10 protein-coding genes are annotated in these 18133 nt (G+C 33.7%); 6 read left to right on the plus strand and 4 right to left on the minus strand.

Annotation, left to right across the window (positions count from 1 at the left end):
• Positions 1 to 9 precede the first annotated feature (9 nt).
• The 3 genes from EOD40_RS06740 to EOD40_RS06750 all read right to left on the minus strand — a co-directional run bounded on the left by EOD40_RS06740 (position 10) and on the right by EOD40_RS06750 (position 5431).
• Positions 10 to 3342, minus strand: a complete 3333-nt coding sequence (locus EOD40_RS06740; RefSeq protein WP_128194129.1) for a TonB-dependent receptor — start codon at positions 3340 to 3342, stop codon at positions 10 to 12.
• Positions 3343 to 3488: 146 nt separating this feature from the next.
• Positions 3489 to 4697: a FecR family protein gene (locus EOD40_RS06745; protein ID WP_128194130.1), complete on the minus strand. Its 1209-nt coding sequence runs from the start codon at positions 4695 to 4697 to the stop codon at positions 3489 to 3491.
• Between the two features lie 134 nt (positions 4698 to 4831).
• Positions 4832 to 5431 (minus strand): RNA polymerase sigma factor, encoded by a 600-nt coding sequence (locus EOD40_RS06750; RefSeq protein ID WP_128194131.1) that lies wholly within the window; start codon positions 5429 to 5431, stop codon positions 4832 to 4834.
• A gap of 349 nt (positions 5432 to 5780) precedes the next feature.
• Between EOD40_RS06750 and EOD40_RS06755 the strand changes: the two genes are divergently transcribed.
• The 6 genes from EOD40_RS06755 to EOD40_RS06780 all read left to right on the plus strand — a co-directional run bounded on the left by EOD40_RS06755 (position 5781) and on the right by EOD40_RS06780 (position 17514).
• The gene (locus EOD40_RS06755) at positions 5781 to 6074 is read left to right on the plus strand and encodes a helix-turn-helix transcriptional regulator (RefSeq protein ID WP_231129590.1); all 294 of its coding nucleotides are present in this window, start codon (positions 5781 to 5783) and stop codon (positions 6072 to 6074) included.
• A 967-nt stretch (positions 6075 to 7041) separates the two neighbouring features.
• Positions 7042 to 11994, plus strand: coding sequence for a LamG domain-containing protein (locus tag EOD40_RS06760; protein WP_128194132.1), 4953 nt, complete (start codon positions 7042 to 7044; stop codon positions 11992 to 11994).
• Between the two features lie 290 nt (positions 11995 to 12284).
• On the plus strand, positions 12285 to 13799 hold the full coding sequence (locus EOD40_RS06765; RefSeq protein WP_128194133.1) for an ankyrin repeat domain-containing protein: 1515 nt from the start codon (positions 12285 to 12287) through the stop codon (positions 13797 to 13799).
• Positions 13800 to 13803: 4 nt separating this feature from the next.
• On the plus strand, positions 13804 to 14286 hold the full coding sequence (locus EOD40_RS06770) for a DUF2271 domain-containing protein (RefSeq protein ID WP_128194134.1): 483 nt from the start codon (positions 13804 to 13806) through the stop codon (positions 14284 to 14286).
• A 12-nt stretch (positions 14287 to 14298) separates the two neighbouring features.
• A complete protein-coding gene (locus tag EOD40_RS06775) occupies positions 14299 to 16482 on the plus strand; it encodes a PepSY domain-containing protein (RefSeq protein ID WP_128194135.1) in 2184 nt (727 codons plus the stop codon).
• 24 nt (positions 16483 to 16506) lie between these two features.
• Complete coding sequence (locus EOD40_RS06780) at positions 16507 to 17514, plus strand: FAD:protein FMN transferase (protein ID WP_128194136.1); 1008 nt, start codon at positions 16507 to 16509, stop codon at positions 17512 to 17514.
• Positions 17515 to 17642: 128 nt separating this feature from the next.
• Here the strand turns inward: EOD40_RS06780 and EOD40_RS06785 are convergent, their stop codons facing one another.
• Complete coding sequence (locus EOD40_RS06785; protein WP_128194137.1) at positions 17643 to 18098, minus strand: DUF4442 domain-containing protein; 456 nt, start codon at positions 18096 to 18098, stop codon at positions 17643 to 17645.
• Positions 18099 to 18133: the final 35 nt, after the last annotated feature.

An 18133-nucleotide genomic window follows, 5' to 3' on the forward strand; every position in this document is an offset into this window, starting at 1 on the left:
TTAAAATTGTTAAAAGGTTAGATTTACCCCTATATTGTAAGATTTATTTTGAGGGTAGGTTACTTCATCAAAACCTATAGTTCTGTCCCAAGAACGAGACATACCAACTTCTGGATCATAGCCAGAATATTTGGTAAAAGTCAACAGGTTAAGTCCTGAAAAGTATATCCTTGCTTTAGTGATTCCTGCTTTTTTTAGAAGGTCTTCAGGTAAGGTATACCCTAGTTGCACATTTTTCAAACGCAGATATGATCCGTCCTCAATATAACGGTCAGATGCTCTTGAGTTTTGATTTGAATCAATTGTAGTAACACGTGGCTCAGAGTTACTTGTACCGGGACCTGTCCATCGGTCAAGAATCTGGGTTCCCTTATTAAAATTATATCCTGAGTTGGTAAGCCAAAATTTTGTACCGTTGTAGACATCATTTCCTTGCTGACCTTGAAATAGTAACGAAAGATCAAAATTCTTATAAGCGAAGGAAGCGTTTATTCCATAATAAAAATCTGGATAAGGGTTACCAATGAAAGTCCTGTCATTACTGTCTATTTTATTATCATTATTCAAATCTTTAAACCTGATGTCACCAGGAACAGCACCAGGCTGTGTTGCATGTGCATTGATCTCAGTCTGATCTTGAAATATTCCATCAGTAACGTATCCATAAAATTCACGAATTGAATGCCCAACTTCAGTACGAGTTGACAAATCAAAGAACAGTCCTGAGTTTATTGGTTTTCCCATTGAACCTAAACTTAACACTTTGTTTTTAAGAGTGGCAAGGTTAGCACCAAAACTATATTGAAAATCCCCTATATTGTCTCTCCATGTGAACTGAAATTCAAGTCCTTTATTTTCAATAGAACCAACATTTTCATAGCCGGTAGTACTAAATCCTGATGTCATAGCCTGAGGAAGGATTAAAAGCATATCCGATGTCTTCTTATAATAATAGTCAGCAGAAAAACTCAACTTACTATTAAATGACTCTAAATCTATTCCTAAATCTGTTTGCGTTGTAGTTTCCCATTTTACGTCAGGGTTATAATCTGATGCCGGAGCATAAGATACATTTAACTGTTGAGGGTTGCCAAAAGTATAGAATGATTGAGCCATTACACTTGAAAAAGCATATAAACCAATATCCTGATTACCTAATTGTCCCCACGATCCCCTTAGTTTCAAATCATCAATAAATGGCACCTTAAAAAATGATTCTTTTGAAATCCTCCAACCTGCAGATACAGAAGGAAATACTCCCCATCGATTGGTTTTTCCGAATCTGGATGATCCATCGATACGAACATTTGTTGAGATTAAATATTTATCTAAATAACTATAATTTGCTCTTCCATAGAATGAAGCAAGAGACCATTCTGTTAAATTCCCACGTGATTGGTCGTTAGCCGAACCTGCATTAAGATATTGTAAATATTCATCGTTATTGGAAAAACTTTCTCTGTAACCAGTCAGTTGATCTGTTTTAACACTTTCAAGAGTATTCCCAACCAAGAGATTTACCTTGTGTTTTTGATTAAATTCCTTGGAATAATTTATGGTATTTTCCCATGTAATATCTGAATAATTAACAGTTCCTTGAGAAAGTGAATTTATCGTACGATTTGCATTACCTTCAGAAAATGTTGGATTGAAATCTTTTGACTGACTTGAATAAATATTTAATCCTAAACTTGATTTAAAAATTAAATCTGGTATTAAATTATATTCAATAAATAAATTTCCAAAAAGCTGATTCTTTTTTAAATTCATATCAGACCTTTCAGCCATACCTAATGGATTTTGAGCATCACCTTCGTTTGCTCCCGGTCCAGCATAGCTTCCATCAGTATTATAAACTGGAATTGTTGGTGGTTGAAAAATCGCTGCTCGAACTACTCCACTTATTTCTGTATCAACTAGATTTTCGTTAATTCTTGATAAATTAATGTTAGTACCTATCTTAAACTTATCTGTTACTTTTGAATCAAGATTAAAACGGATGTTAGAGCGTGTAAAATCAGAATATTTAATAACCCCATCTTGACTGTAATGACCAACTCCTAAAACATATCTCGTTTTATCATTACCACTGCTAACTGAAAAATCGTATTTCTGAAAAACTGCTGATCTTAAGACAGCATCTTGCCAGTCTGTGCCTTTACCTAATCCAGGATTGTTCCATACTGCTGGTTTTCCTGCATTAACCAGAGCTTCATCACTAATCATTGTATATTGATCAGCTGTAAGTAAGTCGAGCTTTTTTGCTACATTCTGAATTCCATACTGCATGTCAAAATTAACTCGGGTCAATCCTATCTTACCTTTTTTTGTTGTAATAAGTACGACACCATTAGCTGCTCTAGCCCCATAAATAGCAGCAGACGAAGCATCCTTTAGTACACTTATCGACTCAATATCACTAGTGTTAAGACTGTTTACTCCGTCTTTTGTAGGTACTCCGTCTATAACATATAATGGATCACTATCTCCAATAGTACCTATCCCTCTAATTCGTACCTGTATTCCAGCTCCTGGGGCACCATTGCTTTGTGTAACCTGAACACCAGCTACTTGTCCTTGCAATGCCTGATCAACTCCAGCAACAGAAATTTTATTTATGTCCTTTGAATTTAATGTTGAAATAGCACCAGTTATATCTCCTTTTTTTTGTGTTCCATAACCAATAACTACAACTTCATTCAATAATTTATCTTCCTCGTCAAGCACAATTTTTAAAACTTCTTTCGCTGCCATAATAGATTGTGATTTGAAACCTAAATATGAAAACGTTAATATAGCACCCTCTTGAACTTTTAGTGAAAACTGTCCATCATTGTCCGTAATAGTACCTGTGTTAGTACCCTCTACAATTACAGTAACTCCTACTAAAGGAAGATTTAATTTGTCAGTTACAATACCTTTGACAATAATTGGTACCTGACTTTCATCCTTACTGCTTTCACTTTTTTTTGTCTTCGAATTAAAGATAATTATTTGACGGCCACTTAATTTATAACTAACATCAATTCCTTCCAATAACTTTTTCAAAATACTATCAACCGTTTCATTCTTTACGGTTAAGCTTACTTTCTTTTTTAATAAGTCATTCATGTCATCATTAAAAATAAAAATAAACTGACTTTTTTTCTCTATTTCTCGAAAAACATTTTTAAGTTCTTTGTTTTTAACACTAATAGAAATATTGGTTTCTTGACTGTATGATACAGCTGATTTGGCGGAAACATTTTCTGCCAAGAGAAAAATGGTAATTAGAACACTGAAAATTCGCAACGAATTAAAGATTCTTGCCATATCCATGTATGGAGTAGCATTATTTTTCATAGTTTTACATCGATTTTGGTAATTAATAAAATTCTGGTTTTAGACTTATTTTTCAAAGTCACTCAATACCGGGGAATAGTCTCAATATTTCCCGGTTCTTTTTTTGGTTATTTTTTCTTCTTTTGGTTTCTACATTTTTTTTAAAATTAAGGTTTTACATCTATTTTTATTGTCTTTTTTATGTATCTATATTTTGTTTTACTAATTGAAGAAATTACTTTTAAAGCATTATCAACATCATTGTTCAAATCAAGCTTTCCTGTTAACCGTATTTCAGAAAGTGCATTTCGATCATAATCGAACTGTACTCCGTAGTAGCTACTCAATTTATCCAGTACCGAACTTAAATTCTCACTATTTAATGAGAGGATTCCATCTTTCCAACTAATATATGGAAACACATCCACTTCGTCAACTGACCTGATTCGTTTGGTTTTATCAAAAGAATATCGCTGATTTGGTATTATCTTCGTTTCATTATTAGAACCCGCTTGAACTTTAACCGATCCAGTAACCAAAACTACTGACTGGTCTTTTTGCTTCGGATATGCACAAACATCAAAACTGGTTCCCAAAACCTGAACGTTGATCATCTCAGTTTTTACAATAAACGGACGTTTTTTATTTTTAGAGACTTCTAAAAAAGCTTCGCCCTGAAGATAAATCTCACGCCGATTCTGCGCAAACATAGTTGGAAAAACAACTTTACTACCAGCCCGGACTGTAATACGTGAGCCATCTGCAAAAATCATCGACGCTCTTTTACCTTTTGGAACTATCAATTGCCCAAATTGCTTTTCAGAAAATTCATCATGATTAAAAGTGATGCTATCACCGTTGGATGAATATAAGGTCATCTCACCATTATTACCCAGAACTACTTCTGTTCTGTTTGATAAAACCATATGTGTTTTATCTGACAACAAAAGCTTGATTCCCGATATTGAGTCTACAGACACTTTTGCAGCAATTGATTTATAATTTATATTCCTATTAATTCCAAAAAAGAAATAAAAAGAAAATCCAATAACTAAAATTACACTTGCAGCAATCGAAACTGCTCGATTCCAATAATTCAGATTAAATCGTTTAGCTTGTTTTTGAATTGTTTTTAATTTTACATTCTCCCATATTTGATTCACCGATTCATCGCTCAATGTAGGTTCATTAGTTGATATACCCCGCAGGATTTGTGCAGCAACAGTCATTTTTTGAGCTATTTGGGCATCTTTAGCCATCAAATCGGTAAAAAATGCACCTGCTTCATTAGTTGGTTTTTTTACCCAACTAATGAAATCAGCATCTTCCAACCATTGCTCAATTTCATATTCCTTATATATATTAAGATTTTTCATTTTGTTTATCTAAACATTATTTACAACCTTTACTGTAGTAACGGCACTTTTGATTTTATGTACTCAATTTTCCTGATAAATTTTATGTAAAGCATAAAATTCTGATTTTTCGTCACATTTCAGGAAAATAAAATTTAATTGAAAAGAATATAAATGATCAAAACCAGATTCAATAATAATTCTTTTCGAAGTTTTTCAATTGATCGATGTATCAAATTTCGAACTGATTGATAGTTCATTTCTAACAAAGAACTTATGTCTTCTAACGACATTTCCAAGGTGTATCTTAGATAAATAGCTTCACGCTGGCGAGCTGTAAGAGCTTTTAGTCCTTTATTTAATTGAGATTTTTGAATAATAAACTCCCAATCATCTTCCTTATCTGTTTCTTCGGGGTTTGCAATGTCGAATGGAAGTATGTTGGACGAAAGCAAAATGGTGTCTTTACGTGAATAAAGTGCATCCATGAGCTTATTTTTCAGAGCACGGAAAAGATAAAGACGGATATTATCAGTTGGACTAAGGTTTTGACGATTGTGATATAGTTTTATAAACAATTCCTGAACAGAATCTTTAACCATTTCCTCATCAGAAATAAATTTCAAACCATATCTGAACAGCATTTGTACATGTCCATTAAAAATCTCAGAAAAAGCTTTCTCATTGCCATTTCTGAAATCATCCCACAATTTATAGTCGGGGTTGTTTATATCTTTTGCTCTAAAATTAGACATATCATGAAGCTATCGAATAGTTAACAAATTATTTATTGAGTGTATTTATTTAAGTATTATAATCCGTTGGGCAAAATTAGTTTTTGATGATAATTTTCGTCAGTTCGATTTCTATGATACTACAAAATCTTTTTGATAAATATTTTCACCCAAACTGGGAAGTGTATTATTATTATAGTGTTAATTATTTTAAGCAAAAATTATCCGTGAATAAAAACATGTGAACACTAAAATTATATATTCTGCATTTTATATTCAATATAAAAAACAAATAAACAAATAAATTCCTAAACTAATAAGTATTTATTTGTTGATTATTTAAAAACGACTTTAATCCCAACTTACTGAATTGAACAAAAATATTGTGAAAGAGGTAAATTCAGACAAAAGTTGGAAAGATTTAGAAAAACACATAAAGAATGTTCATTTTGATTTTTTGAAAAGATTAAAAGAAAAACACCCAACAATTTCACCTCGGGAATTAGACTTAGCTACTTATTTACTAATGAATATGTCCACTAAAGAAATCACAGAAATAATGAATATTTCAAGTGGAGGCGTAGAAGTAGCTCGTCACCGTTTAAGAAAAAAAATGGGGCTGGATAAAAATGAAAACCTTGTTGGTTACTTAATGAGTATATAGAAAAAAATTATTATGGCTAACGATAATTTTTATAAATACATAATTTCTATTATTTAACGAGCAAGTCATTAAACTTATAGCCTTATTAAAAGAATAAAAATCGGTCATTGTTGGTAGTATAACCTAAAATAAGGGTGAAGATAAACTCAACGAATATCTTGACAAATTAGAGTTTTTGACCTACACCGTCAGTGATTCGGTAGTGAAACGTTTTTTACAAAAAATGGACAAACCTAATCTGGAAATCTTTTTGGATACTGGAAAATCGAAGAGATCATTTTTGATTTTAGGTATTTTCACCCCAGTTCTGCTAAATCTCAAAACTCATATGATGATTTTATTTTTAAAACATCAAGTTTTCTATTCAAAAAACTTGACTGTTCAAAACCAAATACCTATTCTGTTAGAAAAATGAGGAATAAACAAACTCAAGTGAGGAAAACAAGTAAGAAAAGCTAAAAAAATCAACAAAAACCATTTTTAAAAACCAAATAAAACACTATAAATCAATAACATAATAAAAATCAATTTTCAATTTTCATAACCCTGAGGTCACGGGTTCAACTCCCATCTTCGCTACGAATTTAAAGGCAATTAAATCAACGGATTAGAAGATCTAATCCGTTGATTTATGCTCAAAAAACAATACTTCCCTAACTACTTTTTCTAAAATCAGATACGATTTAATTTAAAATTATATATCTATCTGGCAGAAAATCAATCACCAACAATTCCCCTATCTACTTCCAAAACTAAAAATCAAGAGTTTAGAGTTAAATTAGAATTTCAAACAAAAAAGAAGCTTTATTCTTATTTTTATACTACAAAATATGTATTTCATCGATATTTATTGCTTTTTATCGATATTTCAAACGGAAGACAGTAATTTTATTCAATATAAAACATTCTTAATGTTAAACGAATTTGTCTTTATACTCACAATAGTTCTAATCTTAAATAATAGTTTATGGAACACTTTTACTCTAAAAAAACAAATTGTTATTTTTATTTAACACTCCTCGTTTTGTTTTTAGGACTTCCTACTAAAACAGAAGCTCAAACACTAACATCACCGCAGGTTAATTTTTCGCAAAGAACTTCAGCAGCCACTCCGACCAAAACTATATATAATGTTAAGGGGGATTTTACCATGTTAGGAAACACAAACCTAACCCTTACAAATTATGCCACCGGGACTAACAACGAAGCTAATGCAATGCAATATGTAGACATAGATGGTGATTCCAACACTTTTAATTCTTCTATGGCGACACTTGAACTTTCTAATGGAGGGGAAAATAGTGCTGTACAAAACTGTTCCACCGTTATTTTTGCAGGACTCTATTGGACAGGAAAATCAAATGATGCTGATACTTTTTCAGTTTCAAAACAAGTTCAAAGTGGAACACAGAGCATTAATACAAATTCAACCGTAACTAACGGTCAAAGTATCACTAATACAAACTACAGTTTCAACGTAACTAAAGGAGGAACTGGTAACAATCGTTACCCTATCAATACTTTTACAGGAAATGGAAACACCTATACTTTTGATTTCAATACCTCAACTGTAACCCTTTCTATAAATGGAGGAACTGCAACAAACGTTCCAGTAACAATAACTACATCTGGTTCTATAGCTACTGCAGTATTTACAACTGCCTATGTCATAACAGACGGCACGGTAAATTTAACCATCTATAATCTAAAGAGGAACACAGCAAGTGCAAGCAATACCGATTACACAACTGATTCTTCCGCATCAATTAATGTTTCGGGAACTATCCCAGCTTATACGACCACAACAAAAAATTACGACAAAAAAGTAATCTCTTTAAAAGGTCCGGGAGCTACCTCATACACCACAGTTACCGCAAAAAACAGTGGAGCTACTTCTGTTATCCGTTTTCCCGGAGCTGCTCAAAGTGGGATTTTTATTGGTTATCAGGAAATCACCGATTATGTAAAAGCACATGGTCCCGGAGCCTATACGGTTGCCGATATTGCTTTGACAGAAGGCACCAATTCTAACCCAGGATATTCAGGAGGATGGGTAATGGTAGTTATTTATGAAAATCCATTAATGAAAAGCCGCGCCGTGACCCTATTTGACGGTTATGCCTATGTAAACGGACAACTTGCAGGTGGTGGTGAATATGGAAACATTCCCATTTCAGGATTTACCACAGTAGGTTCTGGACAGGTAAATATGAAACTGGGCGTCATGGCTGCCGAAGGAGATGTCGCAACTAATTCAGGAAGTGACTACCTGGCTGTACAAAAACTAAATGCAGATCCAACTACTTATAACTCTACTAATTATTTGACTTTGAATCATGCTGGAAATACAACCTCTAACTTTTTCAATTCTTCTATATATCCCGTTCCTACCACAGGCACGAGTAATCCTATTTTACAAAATAATACTGGGGTTGATTTTAGTATGTTTACAATTCCAAATACAGGGAATACTGTAATAGGTAATAACCAAACCTCTACAACTTTTAGATTTGGCTCAACCTATGAAGTTTACACCATCTTTGGTTTTGCGATGTCTGTAGATGCTTATATCCCAGACCCGGAAGGCTTGATTACTGTCAATTCGATAAATAATGTCACCAATCCAACTGTTTTAAATGCGCTGCCAGGGCAGGCAATTAATTATTCTCTTAGCATTACCAATCAAGGAACTGAAGCTACTAACAACACCGTTGTTTCTATACCTATTCCATCAACAGCTATTTTCGGCACAGGAACAAATATTACCTATCATACCTATAATGGATTTACTACAAGCAATGTTCCTTATTATAATTCGGGAACAAATTCAATCATTTGGAATTTAGGCACATTCCCCATAACAGCAAATCATCCTGAATACATCTACGCCGATTTAAGCTTTAACCTAAATGTAACAACAGATTGTGCTATTTTATTGAGTGCTGGTTGCAGTCCCGAAGTGTCTTTAGAAACTGGTACCATAACAGGTACAGGAGCAGTATCCGGATCTTCGTTTACCAACTATTTCTTTCAGGGATATGATACCACCTCTTGTCATTTACCCATAGATGGTTCTATTAAAGTAGCTATAGATGCCAGTTCCTGTCTATCATCAATGGCGGGACCTAACCAAACAACTTCTTGTGGAGGAGAATATGTTACATTGAATGCATCAACTGGAGCTAGTGGAACCTGGTCTATTGTAAGCGGACCTTCAGGAGGTGGAGAAATTTTCTCTAACAGCTCAAGTCCAACATCTACTTTCTACAGTCCAAATATTGGAATCTATACTTTAAGATGGACAACTACTTGCGGCACAACTGATGATGCTCTTGTTACTTTTGAACTTTGTAATGTCGTCAATTTTGATGGAGTTGATGACAACATCAACTTTAAAAACAAATTTAGTTTGGACAGTGGTAATTTCAGTATAGAAGCTTGGGTAAAATCGAATACTACTAATGGAAACACACAAACGATACTTTCAAAACACCTTAGTCCAAGCGCAACTAACGGCTATGATTTAAGAATAGTAAACAATCTCATTTCTTTTAATTGGAATAACACTTCCATTGTTGCCGCACATAGCATTGACACCAACAGATGGTATCACATTGCGGTTACTTTCAATGGCACTAATTACAAATTATATATCGATGGTATATTAGACAAAACCACTTCTGGCGCGAACCCAATAGCAAACAGCGTTGATTTTATTATAGGTGCGATGAGTCAAAACACTTACACTCCTTATAATTATTTCAATGGATGGATAGATGAACTCCGCATCTGGAATACCGAATTGACAGTAGAACAAATTCGTAAAATGATGAATCAGGAAATTATTAATGACGGAAGCAATAATGTAAAAGGAGCAATTATCCCTAAAACCATCAGTGGATTAAACTGGACTAATTTATCTGGTTATTATCAAATGAATAATGCTAATGATGTCAGCAATGGCTATTTAGTGGATAAATCCATAAATGCAATCAATGGTAAATTAAAAGGCATTTACCTTCCGGAACCTGACACAGCACCTATACCATACACCTCAAGAATTGATGGTAGCTGGGAAACAGATAACAGCTGGACCAACTATGATGTATGGGACGTTCCTAATAGTTTAGGAATTGACAGTACTACATTAATAGACTGGAATATTGTTAAAACCTCACATAACATTACTTCTATTGATAATAAAACCGTATTAGGATTATTAGTAAATAGTTATACAATAAGCGCAACCAATAATTCCAAAATTGAGATTTCTAGCTATCTAAAGTTAGATGGAAAAATAGATTTAGTTGGCAAATCACAATTAATTCAAACAACCGATAGTGATTTAGACGTAAGCAGTTTTGGTTCTATAGAAAGAGACCAACAAGGACAATCTAATTTATATAATTATAATTACTGGAGTTCTCCAGTAGGGGCAATCAATACAACAGCTAATAATCAAAATTACACTGTAAGCAGTGTAATGAAAGATGGTACATCAACCACTCCAAAAAACATCACTTGGATAGGCGGCTACAATGGTTCTCCTTCTAGTCCAATAAGCATTGCCCGTTATTGGCTTTATAAATTTGATAATTATGCCAATGCTTATGCTAATTGGGTTCAAATGAATGAAAACTCAGCTATTAGAGTTGGTCAAGGTTACACTATGAAAGGCAGCGGGGCAGCCACAACAACTCAAAACTACACCTTTGTCGGCAAACCAAATAACGGATTAATCAACACTAATTCTGTAGGTGATAATCAATTATTACTAGCTGGAAATCCATATCCATCTTCACTAGATAGCGAAGCTTTTATTAATGATAACATAAATTCAATAAACGGAACCATCTATTACTGGGAACACTATGCTACTAACAACACTCACATTTTAAGAGATTATCAAGGGGGTTATGCTACTCGAAACTTAACAGGAGGCGTGGCTCCATCATCAACCAATGTCGATTTTATTAGCAAACTGGGAACTCCATCACGAGGGATTCCTAATCGCTTTATTCCAGTAGGACAAGCTTTCTTTGTCATCGGAAAAGCAGGTTCAGGAGGCACAATCATTTATGATAACAATCAAAGAAGTTTTCATAAAGAAGACGATGCTACTAATTCCAATGTTATGTATAAAATGAGTACTACTGCAAAACTAACAACATCAAGTTCAAATGAGAATGATGTGGTAGTTGAAGATAAATACAAAAAAATTCGCTTAGGTTTTAACTCTCGTAACGATTACCACAGACAAATATTGTTAGGGTTTATAGACGGAAAAGCTACTGACGAAATGGATTTTGGTTATGATGCCTACAATATGGATAACTTTCCTAATGACATGTTTTTCCTAATTGGAGAAGATCAATTTGTTATTCAAGGAGTTGGTACTTTCAATAAAAATGCCTCTTACACTATTGGTGTAAAAGCAGATGCTGAAGGTAAAGTCAAATTTATGATTGATGATCTGGAAAATTTTGATGCAAACCAACCTATTTACATTTACGATAACGAAACCGGTACTTATAATAATATTCGAGGAACAAATTACGAAGTCAATCTGATTGCAGGAACAAATACAACACGATTTTCATTGCGTTTTTTCAACCCGGCTGTTGACGTAATAGTTAAAGAACCTGAACCTCAGCCACAACCAGAAACTAGTGCAGACATTGACATCATACACATTCAAAAATCAAACAATATTAATATTGACAATCGCATTAAAGATTGTAGAGTTCAAAAAGTAAAATTATATAACGATGCAGCCCTTGAAGTTGATAATTGGAAAATCGAAGAAAATCGAGATCAATCCAATATACAAGTACACATCAAAAAGACAAAACCAGGTGTTTATATTGTAAAAGTTGAGACAACAAAAGGCGAGTTCACTAAAAAGATTCTTATTGAATAAAACAATATCAAATCAACCTGAATAATCAGACTTGATTTAAGTAAACTATTTTAAATAATCCCTAATTGAATTTTACTGTTCAATTAGGGATTATTTTTTTCACCTCTCCTATTTTAATATTAATCAGTCGTGAATAAAAAACACTGCCAATATTTTCAAAAAAGAACGATCTAGTAATTGATAATATGGTTTTAATTTCTACATTTGCTCTATTTTTATTTATTCTAAATAGAGCATTCGGATTAAACCAAAAATAAAAAACTATATCTAATCGAAAAATAATAAAAACAATGAATAAAAATCTATTTGTTTCGTTTGCATTAGTGGCTACTTTTTTAGCAACTGCCCAACAAAAAAACTCATTATTAGAGCAATCTTTTTGGAAAACATCTCCTGATGTTGCAACCCTAAAAGCCGAAATAGCAAAAGGAAACAATCCTTCTGAAAGTACTAATAATGCTTTTGATGCAGTAGTTTATGCCATAAACAATGATGCACCAACTGAAACAATTAAATTTTTATTAGAACAACCTGGAAACACGGTGAATAAACCAACTCATGATAACCGCATCTACCTTCATTGGGCTGCTACAAAAGGTAATGTTGAAATAGTAAATTACTTAATTGCTAAAGGTTCTGATATCAACCTTGAAGACAGCCACGGAACAACTCCAATAACTTCTGCCGCCAACAGTGCTCAAAGCAATACTGCTATTTACGATGCTTTTTTTAAAGCAGGATTAGACCCAAAGAAAAAGTACAAGGATGGAGCAAATCTTTTGCTTATGGCGATTCCTAGCGACAAAAATTTAACCCTAAGTAATTATTTCATATCTAAAGGATTGTCTCTTAAAGACACTGACAACTACGGTAATACTGTATTTAACTATGCTGCAAGAACAGGAAATATAACTCTTTTGAAAACATTATTAGAAAAAGGAGTAAAATATACTGATAACGCACTTATCATTGCTTCTCAAGGATCTCGTCGTGAAGCAAATACCTTTGAAGTTTACAAATATTTAGTAGAAAATTTGAAGTTAAAACCAACTGTAATTTCAATTGATGGAGAAACGGTTTTACACAGTTTAGTGCGTAAAGCAAACCAAACTGAAATTATCAATTACTTCATCAATAAAGGAGTTGACATTAACAAAGCAGATAACGACGGGAATACTGCCTTAATGAACGCTGCGGCTGGAAGAGACACTGAAGCTTTAGAATTATTACTTCCTAAAGTAAAAGATATCAACACTCAAAATGCAAAAGGAGAATCAGCGCTATCAATAGCAATCCAATCAGGAACTCCAAAAGCGGTAGAACTTTTATTAAGCAAAAAAGCCAACATTAACGTTTTAGACAAAGACAATAACAACCTGGGATTTTATTTAATTCAATCGTATCACCCACAAATGATGGGAGGACGTGGGCCTGAATCCAGCAATACACCTACAGAAGATCCTTTTGCCGCAAAAGTAAAATTATTACAAAATAATGGTTTTAACTTGGCACAAGCTCAAAAAGACGGAAGCACTCTTTATCATTTTGCTGTGCTAAAAAATGATTTAACTTTGCTTAAAAAAATAGCCGATTTAAACATTGATGTTAATGCAAAAAACAAAGATGGATTAACTGCGCTACACAAAGCTGCCATGATTGCAAAAAACGATACTGTTTTAAAATACTTACTTTCTATAGGAGCTAAAAAAGATCTTAAAACTGACTTTAACGAAAGTGCTTATGACTTAGCTAAAGAAAATGAAACTTTAACCAAAAACAACGTCTCAGTTGAAATTTTAAAATAATAAAATGAACTCAATACTTAAAACTGCCCTAACAGCTGCATTTATCTGCCTAATATCTTTTCAAATTACCGCTCAAAGCAGCAAATACAAATGCATGCTTCAAATGTCTAATTATATGGGCGAAGGTGCTTATGTAGTTGTCTCTTTAATAAATCCTAAAGGGGATTACGAAAAAACACTTTACGTAATGGGAGACGATAAAAAATGGTACAAAAGTTTGAAAGAATGGCATAAATTCTATTCGAAAAAACCTTCAAATATTAGCGCGATTACAGGAGCTTCTGTTACAGGTGGCGATCGTAGCGTTACAACTATCGAAATTGATAATTCTAAAATTAACAGCGGTTATAAATTGCGTTTTGAATCGGCAGTAGAAGACCAGAAATATTATACTTCCGATTTAGAAATGCCTCTTACCACGGCGGCTATGTCCGAAAAAACAGAAGGAAAAGGATACATTCGTTACGTAAGATTAAACAAAATATAACAGCATAACTAGATGACTCTTTCTTTTTGGCGGTACTCACACCTCGCTTTGGCGGTATTTTCTTCTCTATTTTTAATCTTAGCATCCACAACAGGTACTATACTTGCAGTTGATGCCATACAGCAGAAAATTCCGTCTTATCGGGTGGAAAATTTCAAAGATATTACATTGGCTCAGTCTTTGCCTAAGCTACGCAAAATCTATCCCGAAATAACCGAATTGAGTATCGACCACAATCAGTTTGTAACTCTACAAGCTATTGATAATGATGGAAACGACGTCAATGGATATATCAATCCTGCAACGGGAAAAATTATTGGTACACCAACTAAAAAAAGTGATTTCATTAATTGGATTACCAGCCTGCACCGCTCTTTATTTCTACATGAAACAGGACGTCTTTTTATCGGAATCAATGCTTTTCTTTTATTGTTAATTGCAATTTCGGGTTTCGCCCTTGTGCTCAATAGACAACGGGGTTTACGCAACTTCTTTTCTAAAATTATAAAAGAATATTTTGCCCAATATTACCATGTTTTATTCGGGCGTTTGGCCTTGATTCCTATTCTGATAATAGCCCTTTCCGGGACTTTTTTGTCGATGGAACGTTTTCATCTTTTCGAAAATAAAGATGAAATAGAAAACAAAACAGAAAAACCTGAAGCTAACGCCAAAAAAACTTTCGATTTAAAAAACACCTCTTTAGCAGAAGTTACTAAAATTGAATTCCCTTTTTCTGATGATGCTGAAGATTATTATACCTTCGAATTAAAAGACCGAAAAATAGAAGTCAATCAATATTCTAACGAAATAGTTTCTGAAGAACAATTTCCAACAACTAAACTTTTATCCGATTTAAGTTTGGATCTGCACACCGGAAGAGCTAACAGCATCTGGGCTTTTATCCTTGGATTAGCTTCTTTAAACATTCTGTTTTTTATCTATTCCGGCTTTGCCATGACTCTTAAAAGAAGAGAAAGCCGCATTAAAAATAAATTCAAAGCTAACGAAAGTCAATACATCCTGTTAGTAGGTTCAGAAAATGGAAGTTCGTTGCGATTTGCCAATGCCATCCTCAAACAATTAAATGATCAAGGTAAAAAAGCACATCTTGCCCAATTGAATAATTACACGCTTTATCCAAAAGCCGAACATTTATTGATTTTCAGTTCAACCTATGGCCTGGGTGATGCTCCTTCTAATGCGAATAAATTTGTATCGCTTTTAGAAAAACAAAAACAGCAACAACAAATCAATTATTCTGTAATTGGTTTCGGTTCTAAATCCTATCCTGATTTTTGTGGTTATGCACGCGAAATTGATACGCTATTGGCAACACAAAGCTGGGCAAACCGATTTTTAGATTTACAAACAGTAAACGACAAATCGGCTGAAGAGTTTGTAAATTGGATCAAATTATGGAATACAAAAACGGAAATTCCACTAGCTACCACTCCTTCTTTATACAATCATATTCCAAAAGGATTAGAACAATTGATGGTTTTGGAAAAAACAACTATTGCCGATGCAGACCAAACCTTTTTACTGACTTTGCGTGCCGGAATGCGAAGCAAATTCACATCGGGTGATCTTCTGGCAATTTATCCTGCCAATGACAACAGAGAACGTTTGTATTCTATCGCTAATATCAAAGGAAATATTCAATTGGCGATAAAATTACATCCTCATGGTTTGGGTTCTGGCTTTTTAAACAATTTAGAAGCTGGCAAAACAATTAAAGCCCGAATTATCAATAATCATGCTTTTCATTTTCCGAAAAAAGCAAGCAAAGTAGCTCTGATTTCCAATGGAACAGGTATTGCTCCTTTTCTTGGAATGATTGCTCAAAACAAGAAAAAAACCGAAATTCATTTGTATTCCGGCTTCCGCCAAAAAACTGAAATCACAGCTCATTATCAGGATTTCGCTTCTGAAATGAAACAAAAACAGCGATTACATAATTTTCATTTGGCCTATTCCCGTGAAGAAAACCATCATTATGTAATGGATTTAATCAAAATAGATGCTGATTTCTTTGCCAATTTATTAAACGATGGCGGCGTGATCATGATTTGTGGCGCACTAGCCATGCAGTTTGATGTTGAGAGCGTGTTGGATAGTATTTGCATCACTAGAAACAACACCACACTTTCTGAATACAAATCCAAAGGACAAATTCTGACTGATTGTTACTAATAGTATTTTAATTTATCTTCTCCAATGAAAACCAAATCCTTAATAATTGTAAGCTTTTTTACTTTTCTGTTATTTGGTTTTTCCTGTCATTCGCAAGTCTTACGAAAAAGAACGACTATGCTTATGGGAGGACGTTTTGATATTAGTATTGTAGCTCGAGATTCTCTTTCAGCCGAACAAAATATTGATATTATAATCACCGAAATTAGTCGAATTGAAAATCTAATCTCCGATTGGAAACCTACTTCTCAAGTTTCCGAAGTCAACCAAAATGCGGGAATTCGTCCTGTAAAAGTGGATACGGAAGTTTTTGAATTAACTAAAAGAGCGCTCCATTTTTCTAAAATTACTAATGGCGCTTTTGATATTAGTTTTGCTGCTATGGATCGAATCTGGAAATTTGATGGTTCGATGACAGAAATGCCAACACCCGAAGCGATAAAAAAATCAGTAGAAAAAGTAGGCTATAAAAACATTATTTTAGACAGCATCAATTCCACTATTTTCCTGAAATTAAAAGGAATGAAAATTGGATTTGGAGCTCTCGGCGAAGGTTACGCAACCAATAAATGCCAGAAAATGATGCTTGCTAAAGGCATCAAATCGGGGATTGTAAATGCCTCAGGAGACATGAGTGTCTGGGGTACACAGCCCAACGGAAAACCTTGGAATATTGGCATTACTAATCCGTTTCATCCTAAAGACATTTCAGCAGTTATATCGTTAAAAAATACAGCAATAATCACTTCCGGTTCTTACGAAAAATTTGTGGTTTTTAATGGTAAACGTTATTCCCACATTATCAATCCAGCAACAGGTTATCCAGCAACAGGTTTGTGCAGTGTAACAGTTTTGGGACCTAATGCCGAAATGGCTAACGGTTTCAGTACCTCAGCTATGGTTTTAGGACAAAAAAAAGCCATAAAACTACTCAATAAATATCCTGACTACAGCTTTATCCTAATTACCGACTCGGGTAAAATGATAAAATCAAAGAATTTCCCCAAACATCAATTAAAGAAGTACAAATAATACCACACTTAGATAATAGAGCCATAAGCTCGAACTATTTTATAAGGCTGGACTTTAGTCCAGTTTATAAGTCAAAATACAAAAAAAGAGCCGTAGGCTCGGTACAATTTATTTTATACCGCTTGTTATTATTGCTTTAATTTTATCGTCCATTCAAAATCCATTTCAGAAACCTGTTCTCCACTTTCATTTGCTCCAATAGATTTTAACCAAAAAGTTTGTCCCTCTCCAGTTGCTATTGTATTCTGGATAGCCGTTTCTATTTGGTTTTCATTTTGACATTCGAAAGTGATTCTCCCGGTTGCTTTTTTAGTAAACTTACTTTTATTACTGGCAACAAGCATGGCTATATTTCGATTAGAATTTTGAACATGCAACATCACTAAAGCTCCTGTTGATAATTCGGCAGCCATAGCCTGAACAGCAAAATACATAGAATTGAATGGATTTTGGTTTATCCATCGGTGTTTTACTGATACCTTACATTTATCAAAAGCTATTTCCTTTACCCGCACTCCACAAATGTATGCCGAGGGTAATTTGAACAATAAAAAACGATTGAGTTTTGTAGTTGTGAGTTTCATTGTATTGGGTTTTAAACCAATATACAAAATAATTA

The sequence above is a fragment of the Flavobacterium sufflavum genome, assembly GCF_004016525.1.
Taxonomy (GTDB): Bacteria; Bacteroidota; Bacteroidia; order Flavobacteriales; family Flavobacteriaceae; genus Flavobacterium; species Flavobacterium sufflavum.